Origin of the sequence: Pseudoalteromonas peptidolytica (assembly GCF_012641745.1) — a bacterium.
Taxonomy (GTDB): domain Bacteria; phylum Pseudomonadota; class Gammaproteobacteria; order Enterobacterales; family Alteromonadaceae; genus Pseudoalteromonas; species Pseudoalteromonas peptidolytica.
In genome coordinates, this window is record NZ_WEHZ01000018.1 from 79,652 (window position 1) to 97,875 (window position 18,224).

Consider the following 18,224-nt stretch of genomic DNA (forward strand, 5'->3'; position numbering starts at 1 on the left):
TACTAAGCTTGAGCTACCGCTTGTTCTTGTGGGTATGACTCAGTCTCTTGTGCCTCACTACGATGATCACTTGCTAGTTTCTCATAAAGTAAGGGCAGTACGATAAGTGTAAAGAAAGTACCAATGAGCATGCCAGCAACCAAAATGATACCAATACTGTTACGGGCTTCAGCACCAGCACCAGTTACCAATACAAGAGGGAAGTGACCAAGTACAGTCGCGCCCGTTGTCATTAAGATTGGCCTTAGTCTTGTGGCTGCTGCGCCTTTTACAGCATCGTACTTAGACTTACCTTCAAGTTGCAAATGGTTGGCAAATTCAACGATTAAGATACCATTTTTAGCAATTAGACCAATCAAGGTGATCAACCCAATTTGACTATAAATATTCACTGTCGTCAGTGATAAAAACGGCAGCATAAGCGCGCCTGCCAATGCCAGTGGCGCACACCCTAGTAACACAACAAGTGGATCTCTAAAGCTATTGAACTGAATAGTTAATAAGAAGAACACAATCACCATCGCAAATAGCAAGACGCCAACCATGGTGTTACCTTCTTTTCTTAACTGTCTGGACTCACCAGCGTAATCAATAGAGTAGTGGCTTGGTAGTATTTCTCGCGCAATCTCTTCAACTAGGGTTAGCGCTTGTTCTTTAGTCACGTGAGGTAGGGTACCTGCTAAAATCCTAAACGCGCCTTGTTGGTTAAAGGAGCCAAGTACTCGAGGGCTGGTAAATGTGCGCAATGTAGCAAATGCAGAAACAGGAATTAGAACACCTGTATCTGTGCTTACTTGCATATTTAAAATATTCTCAGGGTTGTATCTATCTTTATCACCCACAATTGGGATCACGCGATAAGCTTTACCATCCTTATTAAAGTAGTTGGCAAAGTTATTGGACATATACACGCTAAGTTGCTCATTCACTGAAGATAAACTTAGCCCAAGGTCTGCGACTAACTCCCTATCAATCTCAAGTTCTGCTTGTGGCAAATCGATTTTTAGGTCGGTATTCATGAACATAAAACTGCCTGTTGCAGTCGCTCGTTGAATAATTTCATCCGCATACGCTTTCATGGTGATAGGGTCATCACTAGAACGGAAAACCACTTCAACATCAAATTGCCCAGCAGTTGGTAAAGACGCAGGTAAAATAGGGAACAGGGTTAACCCTGTGACGCTACTTAAGCGGCCGTACAAGTCAAAGAGCATATTGTGAACTGAGTTTTCTCGCTCACTAAAGGGCGCTAATGTCACACCACCAAAACCAGCAGAAGCGGTAATAACCTGCCAAGTAAATTCAGCACCTTCGGTTGCATTCATTACCGCAGCGGTATCGTTCATTTTATTTGAGGTGTAAGCAAGAGAGGACTCAGGTGGGGCTTCCACCACAACCTGGATACTGCTTTGATCTTCGATAGGCGCAAGTTCTTTTTGCGATAACATATAAAATGGTACCGATAACAAAGAAAATATAATAGCGATGAAGAAGATTTGTGGACGCCATTTAAATAGCGTGTCTAGCGCATTAAAGTAGAACTTTTGGAGCTTGTCGAAGTAACTATTGACCTTTTGTGTTAACTTGCCTTCTTTACCTCCCTCTGGGTTTACGTATGCCGCCATAATTGGAGATAAGGTGATGGCAACTAAACCTGAGATGATCACAGCAATCGCCAGCGTGAAAGCAAATTCTCTAAATAAAAAGCCAGTTAATCCCGTTAAAAATCCAATGGGTGCGTATACTGCTGCTAGGGTCAGTGTCATCGCAATAACAGGCACAAGTAATTGACGTGAGCTAATAAGCGCGGCTTGAAATCTAGGTTTGCCCTCGCGCATATGACGGGCAACATTTTCCACCACCACAATGGCATCATCTACCACTAGGCCTACCGAAAGTACAATGGCCAAAATAGTAAGTAGGTTAAGGGAAAAGCCCATTGCAGAGATCACCGCTATGGCACCTAAAATAGAGATAGGGATAGTGATGAGTGGCACCATCGCGGTTCTGAATGACCCCATCATCGCCAATACTACAATACCAACAAGTAACACCGTCTCAGCCAGTGTGGTAAAGATTTCTTTGATAGAATCTCGCATGTACAGGGTGCCATCGTAACCAATTCTAAGGTTCATGCCGTCAGGTAAGATAGGGTTTATCTCATCAATCTTTTTATAAAGTGCATCACCAATGTCAATTTCATTGGCGCCAGGTAGTGCCCATAAGGCTAAAAAGACCGTATCATGATCATCAAGTCGTGCAGTCACTAGGCTGTCAGCTTCACCTAGCTCTACGGTGGCCAGATCTCCTAGTTTTAATTGTGCACCATCAACCTCTTTGACAATGAGGTTATTAAAGTCCGTGATTGAGCGCAAAGACGTATTCGCCATAACATCAATACGTTGTCTGTTGTTTTCACTATATCCAATGGTTGCAATGGTATTATTGGCGCGTAGTGCACCAAATACATCACTGGCGCTAAGCCCATAAATGGCTAGCTTTTCAGGATCAAGCCAAATACGCATCGCTGGATTTCGGCCACCTTCGAGGGTGATTTTTTGCACACCAGGAATATCTGACATTGAAGGCACAACATTTCTGATCAAATAATCGCTCACATTGTTACGCGATAGTCCTTGAGACTCTACATCTAGATAGAATACAGCATAGGGACTATCGGCACGCACGGTATGAATTGCAGGGTCTTCCGCACCACTTGGCAATTCAAACTTTATTTGGTTTAACCGTGTTGTGAGTTCAGCTAGGGCGTCAGGAGTGCTATGGTTTAACTCTAACCATGCCGTAACTCGACTGAGACCTGCCATTGTTACTGAATCAACATAGTCCACACCAGGAACCGTTGAAGCAACGCGTTCAATCGGTTCTGTCACATAACCTTTAACTACCTCAGCTGAGGCACCAGTGTAGACGGTATTTATTACTAACGACGCACTTTCTATTTTGGGGTACTGCTGTACAGAAATATCTCTAGCAGCGTTTAATCCTGCCAGAACAATAAGGAGTGAAAATACAATCGCAAGCACGGGGCGATTGACAAATATATCCATAATGGATGGTTTATTTTCATGTAAAGCACTCATTACTGCTCTCCATTATTGCCATCAATCGCAGCAACTTGGTCGGTGTAAACCAGTAAGTTCTCCTGTAGTTTAAATGCACCTTCAGCAGCAATAAACTCACCGCCGCTCAAACCTGTTAATACCAGCTGCTGGTCATAGATCTTATCGCCAAGTGTGACTTTGACAGGTTTTGCTCGCCAGTTTTGTGCGTCATCTTTTTCTAAGATATAAACAAACTCACCAAAATGGTTTCGAGTAATAGCATTGGTTGGTACTACCGCTGCGCTTACTTTTGCTACTGGCACGTTTACCATTACCATTTGGTTGTGGCTTAGTGCTTCGTGATAATTATTAAGCTCTGCACGATAGCGTTGTTGGCGGGAGGCGACGTCAACACTTGGGGTTTTCGCTAACACTCGTGCTGGTTGCTGCACTTGCGAATGTGATACCGCGACCATTACCTCTTCACCCAACTTTGGTTGTGGTAACGTTTGCGGCATGTTGAAATCAACCCAAATTTTGTCGTTAGTGCCTACTAAAAACGTCACGGCATTGTTGGCATCAAGCAACTGACCAACTTGATATTGCTCCATACCGGTATAGCCAGTAAACGGTGCTCGGATAGTCTTTTTTTCGATAAGGGTGGTGAGTCGTTTTACATCAGCTTCATTGATAGCAACCTCAGCTTCCGCTTTGTCTACTTCATCGGGACTAATGCGTTTTTGTTCAAGTAACTTTGCAACACGTTGATAGGTTGACTTAGCAAGTTTTACTCGCGCTTTAGCTGCTTGTAGATTTGCTTCATCAATGCTGCTGTCGAGGCGCAGCAATACTTGATTGGCTTTTACTAAGTCACCAGGTTGAAAGCCAACGTATGTAATAAGTCCAGCATATTCATTGCTGACAGTTACGGTCTGTTTTGCATGAAGTTGGCCAACTACTTTTACCGTTTTAAGATGTTCAGTGGTAGAGACATAGGTACTTTTAACCGATGCCGAGGGTTCAGGGAAGGATTCTCCAAAGGCAATAGCAGCTTGGATTTGCGTAAATTTAACAAATCCTAAACTGGTAATGACGATGAGAATAAGTACAAAGGCGATAAGCCAGCGTTTTATGTTCATTGTGATTTTCCTTAAGTTAACGAAGCTCGAGCGCTTGCAATTCTTTCTCTATACGAAGTAGAGAGTCATGGGTTATTGGTGCTTGCCATGGATAACTATTTAGCAGCCTCACTGCGCTTCGAATGAGCGGATCATTGAGCGCAAGAGGTGCCAGCAAAGAGTCAGTACCTTCGACAATTTGGTTAGTTTGTTGCAAACGTAAAACCTGTTCATATCCCACGGTTAGTGCCCAACCGCTGATTATGATTTCTTCAATGACATCATGCAGATTTGGTATATTTTGTAGTTCTCCTGCCTCAATGCCATCAAGCAATGTTTGCTTGAAAACATTTTCACAGCCGCTACATGATTCAATAATTTTATTGGTCCAATATTCTGAAGCTCTTTTAATTACGGCTTTGTTAGTAGAGTAAGATTGCAGCTCGAAATCGAAGGAAAAACGCTTAATTTTTTGTGGAGAAACTAAACACACGGCGAGCATTCGCTCTGGCGTGCTTAATGGCAGCGATAAGATTTGTTTAAACACACCAGATACATGGGTAAATGACTCATAAGCCAATGCCATGATTAAGTCTTCTTTGGTTTGCACAAACTTATAAATAGAACCCATAGATAACCCTGCATGCAAGGAAACTTTAGCCATTGTAAAATCAGTGACTGACGTCTCATTGATGCACTGTTCTGCAGCACTTAAAATCATACGTTGCTGAGTTTCGTTATCATACTTTGGTGCTGGTGCCATGCTTTCTCCTGTAATAATTGAACCTAATTCGAATAATATTCGAATGCGCTTCAATTATAAGGTTGGTTTTTAAAAGTGCAATAAGTAAACAGAGCATTGTTTGCTCGCAGAAAAGATTTAAAGAGATAGGATGGATTAGAATGAAGGTTTTTTACGGCGTTCTGCTGAGAGAACGCCACGCTAATTATTTAGTGATTTAAAATCCAGCTTTTAACGGGCTTTACCCACTCGTCTCTTGGGAGGTAAAAAGCACCGTGCTCCTCACCAGTTGAAATAGAAAATTCTGTAAAGCTTTTGAGGGTTTCGGAGCGTGCTTTCACAAAGTCGCAAGAGCCCACTTGATCTGAGGTTTCGTAAACGGATAACACCTTGCCGTAGAGCTGGAGCTCGGTTTTACTTTTGATAAGCCCAGCGCAGCCCGCGAGTACCACGTAGTGAATGGCATCATTTTTTAATGTGTCACTTGCCATTATCGTTAACGCTCCGCCGCGAGAAAACCCCACGAGCGTAATGTTGCTGGCGCTGACGCCCGCATCGAGTAATTTGTGAACCTTGCTTACTAGGGTCTTTGTGTATGTTTCTGGTGCAACACCTTTAGGTCGGTGCTCAGCAATTAGTGTATAGGCATCGTCACTTAATGCTTGTTTGATGGCTGGAAAGTCATATTTACCCCAGCGCTTATGAATAGGCGTTTCATTATCACCTTCAACGATGTAGCCATGAGAATAAAAAACGTATTTGGCAGATGGATTAATCTGCTCTGGTACATCTGAGTAAATTGCTTTTGCCGAGGCGATTGACGCCACGCAAGCAGCAAATGAGGTGCATGCAGCACGTAGTAAACGATTCATTTTTGAGTTTTTTTAGTTGATGTAGAGAGATGGTAGCCAAGCTTTGATAAAAGAAGCAAGCGTAGCGCGATGGGTTATTTTGCATGAAGGAGTTGTGAGCACGAACTCACCAATTTGTAGGAGCGAGTTTATCTCGCGATCTTTTCACTGCTCGCCACATAAAGTGGCTTCTACCATAGTGTTCGCCTATGGGAGCAAATTACCCGTGTAGGAGCGAGTTTTCCTCGCGCTCTTAACTTCTCGCCACATAAAGTGGCTCCTACCAAAGTGTTCACCTATGGGAGCAAATTACCCGTGTAGGAGCGAGTTTAGCTCGCGATTTCTTGACTGCTCGCCGCGTAAAGTGGCTCCTACCAAAGTGCTCACCTATGGGAGCAAATTATCCGTGTAGGAGCGAGTTTACCTCGCGATCTTTATACCATCTAAAGCTTAAAGCTTACGCCATGGCCAGTTCACTCTTATCGCCCATCCAGCGCCAGATAATCGAGTCAACAATATCGCTGTGGTTTTTAAGCACGGTAAAAGCGAGGCTTCTCACTTGCGGTAATAAATGTTTATCACGACTAAGGTCGGCAATTTTTAGCTCCGCCAATCCAGTTTGTTTTGTGCCTAGCACTTCACCCGGGCCGCGGATCTCAAGGTCGCGCTCAGCGATGACAAAACCGTCGTTACTTTCTCTAAGCACCCCTAAACGCTTTTGCGCGGTGACCGACAGTGGCGCATGGTAAAGCAGTAAACAATGTGATGCGATTTGTCCGCGACCAACACGGCCGCGCAACTGGTGCAGTTGTGCCAGACCCAAGCGTTCAGGATTTTCAATGATAATAAGGCTAGCGTTGGGTACATCCACACCTACTTCAATTACGGTAGTGGCAACCAGCACATGAGTATAACCCTGTTTAAATTCGTCCATAATGGCCTGCTTTTCTTGGGCTTTCATACGGCCATGTACCAGCGCAATATTAAGTTCTGGCAAGGCTTCGGCAAGTGCTTTGGCGGTGTCTTCTGCGGCTTGGCATTGTAACGCCTCCGACTCATCTATCAGGGTACATACCCAGTAAACTTGACGTTTGTCGTCAACGCAGGCTTTTTGCACTTTTTTGATCACTTCATTGCGTCTGGTGTCGGGCACGGCGACGGTCGTGATTGGTGTTCTGCCCGGTGGTAGCTCGTCGATAATTGAGGTTTCAAGGTCGGCGTAGGCCGTCATTGCCAAGGTTCTCGGGATAGGGGTGGCAGTCATCACCAGCTGATGTGGATAGCAATCGTCAAACTTTCCCTTTTCTCTAAGTGCTAAGCGCTGGTGCACACCAAAGCGATGTTGTTCGTCGATAATGATAAGCGCAAGGTTAGAAAACTGTACTTGCTCCTGGAACAGTGCATGAGTGCCGACTATCATCTGAGCTTGCCCCGAAGCAATTCGCTCAAGCGCATGAGTGCGTTCCTTGCCTTTGGTTTTACCACCCAGCCATACGGTTTCTATACCCATAGGTTCAAACCAATTAAGGAAGTTGATGCCGTGTTGCTCGGAGAGGATCTCAGTGGGTGCCATTAGTGCTACTTGGTAACCCTGTGCGATGGCTGTTAACGCACTGAGTGCTGCCACAAGGGTTTTTCCTGATCCGACATCCCCTTGCACCAATCGCATCATGGGGTAGGGATGTTGTAAGTCGCTTTTGATCTCAGCTACTACTCGACTTTGGGCATTGGTGGGGGCAAATGGTAAGGCCGATAAAAACTGTGCTTCAAGTGGGTTGGTAGGCGGTAGTGCAACTGCTTTCACCGCTTGACCTTTTTGCCTAAGCTTAAGCAAACTGAGGTTTTGTGCTAATAACTCTTCAAATGCTAAGCGTGCTTGAGCGGGGTGTTGCCCGAGTTCTAATTGGGTTAAATCGACTCCCTGTGGCGGGCGGTGCAGTAATAGCAGCGCCTCTTTTAAGCTTTGCTGCGATGGCCGATACTGAGCTGGTAAATAGTCTGGTACATCATATTTGCGCAGTAACTCAACGGCTTGATCGGCAATCGCCCGAATGCTCAATTGCTTCAGCCCTTCGGTTGTCGGATAAACAGGTGTGAGTGTCGCAAGGCTTGGGTCGCAAGGTGCAGAGCGGGTTTCTTTGATGCTGTATTCTGGGTGAGCCATTTCAAAACCATGGCGGCCACGGCGAACCTCACCAAAACAGCGGATTATTTTGCCTGCTTGCATGGCGTTTTTTTGCGCCGCGTTAAAATTGAAAAAACGCAGCGCGATCCGCCCCGTTCCATCATTAACATAACATACCAGCATGCGGCGCTTGCCGTGTGTGATTTCACTGCGCTCAATCTCGGCTTCAATGCTGACATGGCTATGCGCTTGTAACTCGCAGATAGGATAGGTGCGCGCACGGTCTTCGTAGCGTAGTGGAAGGTGAAATAGCATGTCTTGTACCGACTGAATGCCTAGTTTGGCCAAGCGTTCGGCTGCTTTTGGGCCTACGCCTTTTAGCTCAGTGACGGGGTAAGTGGCCAAATTTGGTGTCGACATGCTATTCCTCTAGCGCGATCCGCGTTATCTATTTTTTCTGCTTAAACTTAAGAATGTCCCAAAAGGTGTCGTCAGCAACAATTTCACCGTGCTCATCAAGCGCAGGGTAAGGTAACCCTTTTTCTCTACAGCGAGTGGCAATAATTGGATGACATCCTTCAAATAGTAACTTATGTTTTACCACAGGATCCATCATATCTGTACGTTTGTACAGTCCAGCTACATCTCTTTGGCGCTGCGCCTCGTATAAAATAAGTGCTGCGGCAACGGATACATTCAGGGATTGCACCATACCTTGCATTGGGATCACGATATGCTGATCTGCATGCTCAAGTGCGCGGTCTGAGATCCCAAGACGCTCTTGACCGACAATAATGGCGGTGGGTTTGGTGTAATCAATTTCACGAAAATCAACGGCGCTATCACTAAGGTTGGTTGCTAATAATTGTACACCCGGGTTTTGTTCACGAATTGTCGCAACAGCCTGGTCGATATGCTCATGCATATGGGTTTCTACCCAATTTTTGCTGCCACCAGAGGTATTATTAGTTAACCGTCTTTGATCTTGTGGCCATACCGCATGTACATGGTGACAACCAACCGCATCTGCGGTACGCACAATCGCTGACAGGTTGTGGTGCTTATGTACTTCATCTAAACACACTGTGAGGTCGGTTTGGCGTCTATCTAATACGCTTTTTACACGATGGTATCTATTCTCAGCCATCTACTTACTACTCTAAATCAACAAATTCCCGCGATTATAACAAAAAAGGGGCTAAGGCATAACGGTGCGCTGAATCGGGTTTTGCAGTGAGATCAGCGTTTCGGTTGACTGGATAGACTCAATAGTTTGCACTTTATTGATAAGTACATCTTGTAGGTGGTCGATGGAGCGCGCCATCACTTTGATAAAAATACTGTAGTTACCTGTGGTGTAATAGGCTTCAACAACCTCTTCGAATTCTTTAAGACGTGCAATGGCCCCCGGATAGTCCCCGGCATGTTTTAGGTTTATTCCGATAAAACAACAGACATCATAACCAAGCCGTTTAGCATTAATGCTAACTTGAGTCCCTTCAATGATCCCCGCTTGCTTCATTTTTTCGACCCGAACATGGATGGTACCGGCGCTAACGGCAAATCTCTTTGCTAATTCCGCGTAGGGTGTCCGCGCATTTTCCTTTAATGCGTGAAGGATGGATTTATCTAGATTGTCGATCTCATAATTTTCCATGTAAATATCCATTAGTAATTATCGTTTATTTAAAATTTATAGCATATTTTTGATGAAAATAATTATGTAAAGGTGTTTTTGTTGTGGGTTATTGATGTTTTTGTTGGTTTCTTTAAATATAGACTTAACAAAACGACAAATTCGGGAATGAGGACCTAACCATGTTGAGCAAGTATCAAGAGACACAAAAACAGATAGCACGAGTAAAGCAAGTATTTTCAGCACAGCTAACCGAGCAATTGGGCTTAGTTGAAGTACAAGCCCCAATTTTGGCGCGCTTAGGCGATGGTATTCAAGACAACCTAAGTGGTCATGAGCAGGCGGTACAGGTTAAAGTGAAAACGCTACCGGACGCGCAGTTTGAGGTAGTACATTCACTTGCTAAGTGGAAACGTAAAACACTAGGTGATTATGGTTTTGCTAAAGGCGAAGGCCTCTATACGCACATGAAAGCGCTACGCCCAGACGAAGACAAGCTATCGCCAATCCATTCTGTTTATGTTGACCAATGGGATTGGGAAAAAGTGATTTGCGAAAATAGTGAGCGTTCGCTGGCAAAACTAAAAGAAACAGTTGAAACCCTTTATCGCTCAATTAAAGCGACGGAAAAAGTGGTCGAGGATGAGTTTGGCATTACCGCATTCCTTCCTGAGAAAATTACGTTTGTACACAGTGAAGCATTACGTACTATGTACCCAGATTTTACTGCCAAACAACGTGAAAAAGCGATTGCCCAAGAATATGGCGCGGTATTCTTAATTGGTATTGGTGGCGAGCTTGGTGATGGTAAAATTCACGATGTTCGTGCGCCGGATTATGACGATTGGTCAACGCCAACATGCGACAAATACCAAGGGCTCAATGGCGATATCTTGGTATGGAACCCAGTATTAGAAGACGCTTTTGAAATTTCATCAATGGGTATTCGTGTTTGTCCTGATTCGCTTGCAAGACAGCTGAAATTAACCGATGACGAAGCGCGCTTGAGTTTAGAGTGGCACCAACAGCTGGTTGCAGGGGAATTACCACAAACTATAGGCGGTGGGATTGGCCAGTCGCGTTTAGTGATGTTGCTGTTACAAAAGCAGCACATTGGTCAGGTACAAGTAGGGGTATGGCCTGAAGAAGTGCGCAGCAGCGTGGCTGATTTGTTGTAAAAAGATCGCGAGGTAAACTCGCTCCTACATGAGGGTTTTACTCCTGTAAGTAAGCACCTTAGTAGGAGCTGCTTCACGCGGCGAGCAGTTAAGAGAACGTGGGGTAAACTCGCTTCTACATGAGAGTTTTATTTCTGTGGATACACGCTTTAGTGGGAGCCACTTTACATGGCGAGCAATTAAGAGCTCGCGAGGTAAACTCGCTCCTACATAAGGGTTTTACTCCTGTAAGTAAGCACCTTAGTAGGAGCTGCTTTACGCGGCGAGCAGTTAAGAGATCGCGCGGTAAACTCGCTCCTAAACGAGGGTTTTACTTCTGTGGATACAAGCCTTAGTAGGAGCCACTTTATGTGGCGAGCAATTAAGAGATCGCGAGGTAAACTCGCTCCTACATGAGAGTTTTATTTCTGTGGATGCACGCTTTAGTAGGAGCTGCTTTACGCGGCGAGCTGTTAAGGGATCGCGAGGTAAACTCGCTCCTACATAAGGGTTTTACTCCTGTAAGTAAGCACCTTAGTAGGAGCTGCTTTACGCGGCGAGCAGTTAAGAGATCGCGCGGTAAACTCGCTCCTAAACGAGGGTTTTACTTCTGTGGATACAAGCCTTAGTAGGAGCCACTTTATGTGGCGAGCAATTAAGAGATCGCGAGGTAAACTCGCTCCTACATGAGAGTTTTATTTCTGTGGATGCACGCTTTAGTAGGAGCTGCTTTACGCGGCGAGCTGTTAAGGGATCGCGAGGTAAACTCGCTCCCACATGAGGGTTTTTCTCCTGTAGGTAAGCACCTTGGTAGGAGCCGCTTTACGCGGCGAGCAGTTAAGAGAACGCGAGGTAAACTCGCTTCTACAAGAGAGTTTTATTTCTGTGGATACACACTTTGGTAGGAGCCGCTTTACGCGGCGAGCAATTAAGAGCTCGCGAGGTAAATTCGCTCCTACATGAGGGTTTTACTCCTGTAGGTAAGCACCTTGGTAGGAGCCGCTTTACGCGGCGAGCAGTTAAGAGAACGCGAGGTAAATTCGCTTCTACAAGAGAGTTTTGCTCCTAGTAGGTAAGCACCTTGGTAGGAGCCGCTTTACGCGGCGAGCTGTTAAGAGAACGTGAGGTAAACTCGCTCCTACACGAGAGTTTTACTTCTTTGGATATACACCTTAGTAGGAGCCACTTTATGTGGCGAGCAATTAAGAGATCGCGAGGTAAACTCGCTCCCACATGAGGGTTTTTCTCCTGTAGGTAAGCACCTTGGTAGGAGCCGCTTTACACGACGAGCAGTTAAGGGATCGCGAGGTAAACTCGCTCCCACACGAGAGTTTTGCTCCTAGTAGGTAAGCACCTTGGTAGGAGCCGCTTTACGCGGCGAGCTGTTAAGAGAACGTGAGGTAAACTCGCTCCTACACGAGAGTTTTACTTCTTTGGATATACACCTTAGTAGGAGCTGCTTCACGCGGCGAGCAGTTAAGGGAGCGTGAGGTAACCTCGCTCCCACATGAGGGTTTTACATCTGTGGATACACACCTTGGTTGGAGTCAATTAAGGTGATTTTTCGTTAGTGTATTCTTATACGTTACTCGGTATAATGTCCGCTTTTAGCACTGCGGCAGACTTGAGTAAAGCAACATTACTCGGCCGGTATTTATTGTTGAGAACGACTATGACATCACCTACACGCGGTAATCTGTTTATCCTTTCTGCACCTTCTGGTGCGGGTAAATCAAGTTTAATTAAAGCGCTATTGGAAAAGCACAACGACATTAAAGTCTCGGTGTCTCATACCACGCGCGCGCCTCGTCCGGGCGAAGAAAATGGTGTTCATTATCACTTTGTTTCTGTAGATGAGTTTAAGCAGTTGATCGACAAAGGCGACTTTTTCGAGTGGGCACAAGTATTTGAAAACTACTATGGCACTTCGAAGCAAGCGATCGAAGAGCAACTTGCTGCGGGGGTCGATGTATTTTTGGATATCGATTGGCAAGGTGCGCGCCAAGTGCGTGAATTAATGCCGGAAGTAAAAACAATCTTTATTCTCCCTCCGTCAACCGCTGAATTAGAGAGTCGCTTAAATAGCCGAGGCCAAGACTCGCAAGAAGTCATTGCAGGTCGTATGGCAGAAGCGAAATCAGAAAGTTCACATTACAATGAGTTTGACTATATTTTGGTCAACGATGACTTTGAGCAAACACGCAGTGAGCTTGAGCATATTGTGATTTCAGCACGGTTAGAACAAAAAGCACAAGCTGTACGTCATCAAGCGCTGATCGCTGACTTGCTAAAATAATTACTTTTTAACCTGAGGTTTGGGTAAGGAATGGCTAACTTATTGTATTTAAAATCGGCCTAATTTATATCCTTGTTTAGCCAGAGAGTTTTAGGGGGAACACCGCTCCCGCGTCCTGCTCTCGCTAAGGTACCTACATCCTGTAGGCAAGGCGAATTTACGTACCAATAGCGGGCTATTGGAAGTTAATTCAACGCAGTTAGCGCTAAAACTGGCTGCTAGCAAGACATTAATTATCCACAGCTCAGGTTTTTTAACCATCAATACTTGGCGAAAGGCTAGACATACAGTAAACTAGCCTTTTGCATAATGAACTGAATTTGGAGTGCTTCGATGGCTCGCGTAACTGTAGAAGATGCAGTAGATAAAATTGGTAACCGCTTTGACTTGATTTTAGTAGCAGCGCGTCGCGCTCGCCAAATTTCTGTAGGCGGTAAAGATCCTATGGTTGATGCTGAAAACGACAAGCCAACCGTAATCGCGCTACGTGAAATTGAGCAAGGTTTTGTAACCACAGACTCACTAGATATCATTGACCGTGAAGAGCAGCAGAGCCAAGAAGCTGCAGAGCTTGCAGCTGTTGCTGCAATCGTTGGTGGCAATCGCTAATCCAACCACTGTCTAAATTTCAATAATGCCAGCTTTTGCTGGCATTATTGTTTTGAGAACCAGCAAAATACATCCGTGTCATGTCCTTAACTTCCTAACAAGTCGCATAAATTGTTCATTGGCATTGCTGGTTTTTCATCGTATATTCTTAAGTAATTAGCTTGTAACCCGCTTTATACTCGCCGAGTATATTCTCTGAAACATTGGAGTGTGAATGTATCTGTTTGAAGGCCTCAAAAAGAAAATTTCAGAATATTTGTCACCAGAAGACGTTGAGTTGGTGCAAAAAGCCTATGTTGTGGCTCGTGAGGCACACGAGGGACAGACGCGCTCCAGTGGTGAGCCTTATATTACCCACCCGGTGGAAGTCACCCAGATCTTAGCGAGTATGAAACTTGACCATGAAACACTCATGGCCGCGCTGATGCACGATGTTATTGAAGATACAGACTTTAGCCAAGACGACCTAGCCGAAATATTTGGTGATACTGTCGCTGAGCTGGTGGAAGGGGTGTCAAAGCTCGACAAACTGAGTTTTAAAGATAAAAAAGAGTTCCAAGCCGAAAACTACCGCAAAATGATCATGGCGATGACCCAAGATATTCGAGTTATCTTGATTAAGCTTGCCGATAGAACACACAATATGCGAACGCTTGGGGCGCTGCGTCCTGATAAGCGCCGTCGAATTGCTCGTGAAACGTTGGAGATTTACGCCCCAATTGCAAACCGCCTAGGTATTCATGATATTAAAAACGAGTTAGAAGACTTAGGGTTTCAGGCGTTATATCCAATGCGTTATCGTGCGCTACGATCAGAGGTTGCAAAAGCACGTGGCAATCGCAAAGAAGTGATCAGTAATATTCAAACTGAAATCGAATCTAGGTTAGAAGAAGCTGGGATCCAAGGCTCAGTTAAAGGTCGTGAAAAGCACTTATATAGTATTTACCGCAAAATGCTGAATAAAGAGCTGATGTTTAACGAGGTGATGGACATTTATGCCTTTAGGATCAACGTTGATAACCTTGATACTTGCTACCGTGTGCTAGGTGTTGCACATAATCTATATAAACCAATTGAAACGCGCTTTAAGGATTATATTGCCGTACCAAAAACCAACGGTTATCAATCACTGCATACATCATTAGTTGGTCCTCATGGTATTCCAGTTGAAATCCAAATTCGTACACATGATATGGATCACATGGCAGACAAAGGGGTTGCAGCGCATTGGATGTATAAAAAATCTGGTGATAACGCTGGCCACACTGCACAGCAGCGCGCGCGTCAGTGGATGCAAAGCTTGCTGGAATTACAGCAAAGTGCCGGTTCCTCTTTTGAGTTTGTTGAAAACGTTAAAACCGAATTATTCCCTGAAGAAATTTACGTCTTTACGCCAGATGGCCGCATTGTGGAGCTGCCTATGGGGGCAACGGCGGTAGACTTTGCTTATGCCGTGCATACTGATGTCGGTAATACCTGTGTTGGTGCGCGTGTAAACCGCAAGCCGTACCCACTAAGCAAAGCGCTGGACACCGGGCAAACAGTAGAAGTGATAACCAGTTCAGGCGCACATCCAAATGCAACATGGCTTAATTTTGTAGTAACGGGTAAGGCACGCCTTGGGATCCGTAACTACCTCAAGAGCCAGCAAGAAGAAGAAGCTATTTTATTAGGTCGTCGCTTGCTTGATTCAGCCCTTGGTGAGTACAAGCTGGATGATATTCCACAAGAACAAATTGATAATGTACTGGAAGAACACAAGCTCAACACCTTACTAGAATTATTGGTTGAAATTGGCTGCGGTAATATCATGAGTGTATTGATAGCGAAGCGCTTACTACAAGATGATAATGCTGTAGAAGATATTGCAAAACGCGCGAAAGCCGCGATAATCGGTACTGAAGGTATGTTGGTGACTTATGCTAAATGTTGTCGCCCTGTGCCAGGAGATGCCATTACAGCCTACGTAAGCCAAGGTAAAGGGCTAATGGTGCACCGTCAAGAATGTAAAAATATTAAGGGTTGGCAAAACGAGCGCTCAAAGTACTTCGTGGTGAAATGGGAGGACAACCCAGAGAAAGAGTATATCGCCGCGCTTCGCGTTGAGATAATCAATCACCAAGGTGCGTTAGCTAAGTTAACCAATGTGGTCGCAACAACACAAGCAAACATTGTTGAGATCGCAACAGATGAGAAAGAAAGTAATTTATACGTGATTGATTTAGGTATTACCGTGAAAAACCGAGTTCATGTTGCAGATATCATGCGTCGAATTCGAGTAATGCCAGATGTGCAACGCGTGTATCGTAAAAAATAAAGGAACATCCATGAACAAAGCGATTATTTCAACAGATAAAGCGCCAGCAGCAATTGGCACTTACAACCAAGCGGTTAAAGTGGGCACTGCTGTTTATTTATCGGGTCAGATCCCATTGGTCCCTGAAACGATGGAATTTATTTCTGACGATTTTGCAGAGCAAACACACCAAGTATTTAAAAATTTAACCGCAGTGTGTGAAGAAGCCGGTGGTGAGCTTCAAGATATGGTTAAGGTGAATATCTTCCTGACAGACTTAAGTAATTTTGCAACAGTCAATGAGATTATGGCGCAATATTTCAGAAAGCCATATCCAGCACGTGCAGCCATTGGTGTAAAAGAATTACCAAAGGGTGCACAGGTAGAAATTGACGGCATTATGGAGTTGCCATCAACGAACTAAGCGCAGTGCTTCTGTAAGCTGTATACTCATTTGCCCCCGCACTAGACGGGGGCAAATTATTTGTGCAGCGAGAATACATTACACAGCGCGACAAAGTGGGCTGCACCTACTGGATGCTACCCCTATTTAATACAGAGTATTAAGTCAAATCAGTATTAGCACATATTGGTTGGACAATCGCAATGTAACGTATTTGGCTCTGGAACACAGGCTAGCGCCTTTGACGGGCACTCTAGTGTTGCAGCATCGGTATCACAGTTTAAGTTACGGCTACAGTGATAAGAACAACCGCCGCCAATCTCACGAGTGTTATGATAATCCAGTATTCGCGGAGTCCCTGATAATGACTTGAGTTGCTTCTTGTTCAGTTTTAAATCCATCGTTTATTCCTTCAATTGAGTTCAGATAAAAGCAGCATAGAGGACTATGACTTATGCTGCGGCTCGGATTTTTTAGGCGTTAAGTCTTCTTCACTTTCATTAATTGGTGCAGGACGAAAACGTTCAACGTAAACGGTTGCTAGGATGACAGTTAACATGCAAGCCAGCAAAAAGCTTTTAATGTATAAGTAGCTTCTATGTACCCAATTCCAATTCCAAAATGGTTTCGCTACTTCTTCTGAAACCCCGAATATGTAATCCATATTACGAATTAAGTTTTCTAAGAAAGCTAGCCCATCAACCACTATGAATAACAAGAAAAGACCAACTAAAAGAATGTCTGCATGAGTCATATAAACATACTCTCGCATTTTTGGCTGATACTTACCTACGAATAGAATGGATAGCCTAACCCTATTCTTAAATATTAAAAATAAGGAGATATCAACAAATAAGTGCAGTGTAAATATGACACCGTTCGTAAAGTAATAAGGAAGGTTATATTGAGGTGAAAGTGTAACTATTAAGGCGTATAAAGCCAGCTCAATGACAGTTACACTTATTAGTAATATACTTATGTGTAGAATGTTAAGCATATTTCGTGAAAAATAAGCGATGCTGAGAACCACTGCTAACGTATGGAGGTGGTAAGCCATATCAGTCTTGATATGCGCTATTGAAAGTAAGATAGCAAACGCAATTACAATTAGATAAAAATACCAAGTTGTTTTCATATAACCTTTACTCTTTTTCGGCTTTAGCCATTTCCTTTTGATCTTGGGTCTTCAAGTGAGCCACCATGGCTACCCCCCTTTACACGTTGAATCTCAAAGATATTTAAGTTTCTAAAAACGATCTTTTTAGGTTTCTTAGGTGACATCATATCTATATCCTTTTATAGGCTTTGCAGTGGTTAAAGTTGTTAATACTTTACTCTGGAAAGCTCCTATTGAGAACAACTTGTAAAGCCAAATGTGGTCTACCTACTTGGTTTCGGATTTATTTTTATAAGTAAAATACCAAACGGCCTAAAGTAAGACTTAATTTCATACGTCGTAACTTCTTGAGTTGGATTTTACAATTTCTGTTTCTATTTTTGGATCATCGCCAATTTTTCCTGTGCGACTACTATTACCCACAAATTTGGCAGAAGTAATATCCATATCCTTCATAGGCTTTTGCGGTTGCTAAACTGTTAATACCCTACCTGTAAAATCAATCATTGAAATCAACTGTAATTATCTGATTTTAGGGTCTTTCTTTAGAAGACCACCACTTCCTCCAGCGATAGTGCGTAACTGTTGAAGGTTAAGCATTTGCGGGGTTTGCACTTGCTGAGTGTTAAGCTCTAGTCTGTAGCATTTTAATGCTTTGTCATGACTCTCACCTTTCACTCGTTTTACTTCTCTGTGGTGCAAATACTTGTTATTATTAGAGAATATTGCTTTATTTGTTATCCCTGTTTTTTTCATATTTCTTTTGCTTGTTATCATCAGTGCTTTTCCTTTTAGTAACAGTTTCATCTACA

Annotated in this window: 15 protein-coding genes; 5 read left to right on the forward strand and 10 right to left on the reverse strand. The window is 44.0% G+C overall.

All coding sequences use genetic code 11. From position 1 onward, the window contains the following. Positions 1-2: 2 nt before the first annotated feature. The 7 genes from F9Y84_RS13060 to asnC all read right to left on the reverse strand — a co-directional run bounded on the left by F9Y84_RS13060 (position 3) and on the right by asnC (position 9,555). Positions 3-3,101: an efflux RND transporter permease subunit gene (locus F9Y84_RS13060; RefSeq protein ID WP_147390316.1), complete on the reverse strand. Its 3,099-nt coding sequence runs from the start codon at positions 3,099-3,101 to the stop codon at positions 3-5. Next, on the reverse strand, positions 3,101-4,201 hold the full coding sequence (locus tag F9Y84_RS13065; RefSeq protein WP_147390317.1) for an efflux RND transporter periplasmic adaptor subunit: 1,101 nt from the start codon (positions 4,199-4,201) through the stop codon (positions 3,101-3,103). The genes F9Y84_RS13060 and F9Y84_RS13065 overlap by 1 nt, the downstream gene beginning before the upstream one ends. 16 nt (positions 4,202-4,217) lie before the next feature. Then, positions 4,218-4,943, reverse strand: a complete 726-nt coding sequence (locus F9Y84_RS13070; protein WP_147390318.1) for a TetR/AcrR family transcriptional regulator — start codon at positions 4,941-4,943, stop codon at positions 4,218-4,220. A gap of 188 nt (positions 4,944-5,131) precedes the next feature. Then, positions 5,132-5,794, reverse strand: coding sequence for an alpha/beta hydrolase (locus tag F9Y84_RS13075; RefSeq protein WP_147390319.1), 663 nt, complete (start codon positions 5,792-5,794; stop codon positions 5,132-5,134). A gap of 436 nt (positions 5,795-6,230) precedes the next feature. After that, complete coding sequence (gene recG, locus F9Y84_RS13080) at positions 6,231-8,318, reverse strand: ATP-dependent DNA helicase RecG (protein WP_147390320.1); 2,088 nt, start codon at positions 8,316-8,318, stop codon at positions 6,231-6,233. Positions 8,319-8,346: 28 nt separating this feature from the next. Further along, positions 8,347-9,045 carry a tRNA (guanosine(18)-2'-O)-methyltransferase TrmH gene (trmH, locus tag F9Y84_RS13085; RefSeq protein WP_125253758.1) on the reverse strand — a complete coding sequence of 233 codons (699 nt, stop codon included), beginning with the start codon at positions 9,043-9,045 and terminating at the stop codon, positions 8,347-8,349. Positions 9,046-9,096: 51 nt separating this feature from the next. After that, positions 9,097-9,555 (reverse strand): transcriptional regulator AsnC, encoded by a 459-nt coding sequence (gene asnC, locus F9Y84_RS13090; protein WP_125253759.1) that lies wholly within the window; start codon positions 9,553-9,555, stop codon positions 9,097-9,099. A 161-nt stretch (positions 9,556-9,716) separates the two neighbouring features. Here asnC and asnA point away from each other — a divergent pair, with 161 nt between their 5' ends. The 5 genes from asnA to F9Y84_RS13115 all read left to right on the forward strand — a co-directional run bounded on the left by asnA (position 9,717) and on the right by F9Y84_RS13115 (position 16,316). Then, positions 9,717-10,712 (forward strand): aspartate--ammonia ligase, encoded by a 996-nt coding sequence (gene asnA / locus F9Y84_RS13095; protein WP_147390321.1) that lies wholly within the window; start codon positions 9,717-9,719, stop codon positions 10,710-10,712. A gap of 1,651 nt (positions 10,713-12,363) precedes the next feature. Continuing rightward, positions 12,364-12,987 carry a guanylate kinase gene (gmk, locus tag F9Y84_RS13100; RefSeq protein WP_147390868.1) on the forward strand — a complete coding sequence of 208 codons (624 nt, stop codon included), beginning with the start codon at positions 12,364-12,366 and terminating at the stop codon, positions 12,985-12,987. A 333-nt stretch (positions 12,988-13,320) separates the two neighbouring features. Continuing rightward, positions 13,321-13,596: a DNA-directed RNA polymerase subunit omega gene (rpoZ, locus tag F9Y84_RS13105; RefSeq protein WP_125253761.1), complete on the forward strand. Its 276-nt coding sequence runs from the start codon at positions 13,321-13,323 to the stop codon at positions 13,594-13,596. Between the two features lie 214 nt (positions 13,597-13,810). Continuing rightward, complete coding sequence (gene spoT, locus F9Y84_RS13110) at positions 13,811-15,913, forward strand: bifunctional GTP diphosphokinase/guanosine-3',5'-bis pyrophosphate 3'-pyrophosphohydrolase (protein ID WP_125253762.1); 2,103 nt, start codon at positions 13,811-13,813, stop codon at positions 15,911-15,913. Between the two features lie 10 nt (positions 15,914-15,923). Then, positions 15,924-16,316 carry a RidA family protein gene (locus F9Y84_RS13115; RefSeq protein ID WP_125253763.1) on the forward strand — a complete coding sequence of 131 codons (393 nt, stop codon included), beginning with the start codon at positions 15,924-15,926 and terminating at the stop codon, positions 16,314-16,316. Positions 16,317-16,471: 155 nt separating this feature from the next. Here the strand turns inward: F9Y84_RS13115 and F9Y84_RS13120 are convergent, their stop codons facing one another. From F9Y84_RS13120 to F9Y84_RS13130, 3 genes are all read right to left on the reverse strand, one after another. After that, positions 16,472-16,696: a hypothetical protein gene (locus tag F9Y84_RS13120; protein WP_128730719.1), complete on the reverse strand. Its 225-nt coding sequence runs from the start codon at positions 16,694-16,696 to the stop codon at positions 16,472-16,474. Positions 16,697-16,740: 44 nt separating this feature from the next. Continuing rightward, positions 16,741-17,049 (reverse strand): hypothetical protein, encoded by a 309-nt coding sequence (locus F9Y84_RS22205; RefSeq protein ID WP_225740672.1) that lies wholly within the window; start codon positions 17,047-17,049, stop codon positions 16,741-16,743. Between the two features lie 885 nt (positions 17,050-17,934). Continuing rightward, positions 17,935-18,189, reverse strand: a complete 255-nt coding sequence (locus tag F9Y84_RS13130; RefSeq protein WP_147390870.1) for a hypothetical protein — start codon at positions 18,187-18,189, stop codon at positions 17,935-17,937. Between the last annotated feature and the right edge of the window lie 35 nt (positions 18,190-18,224).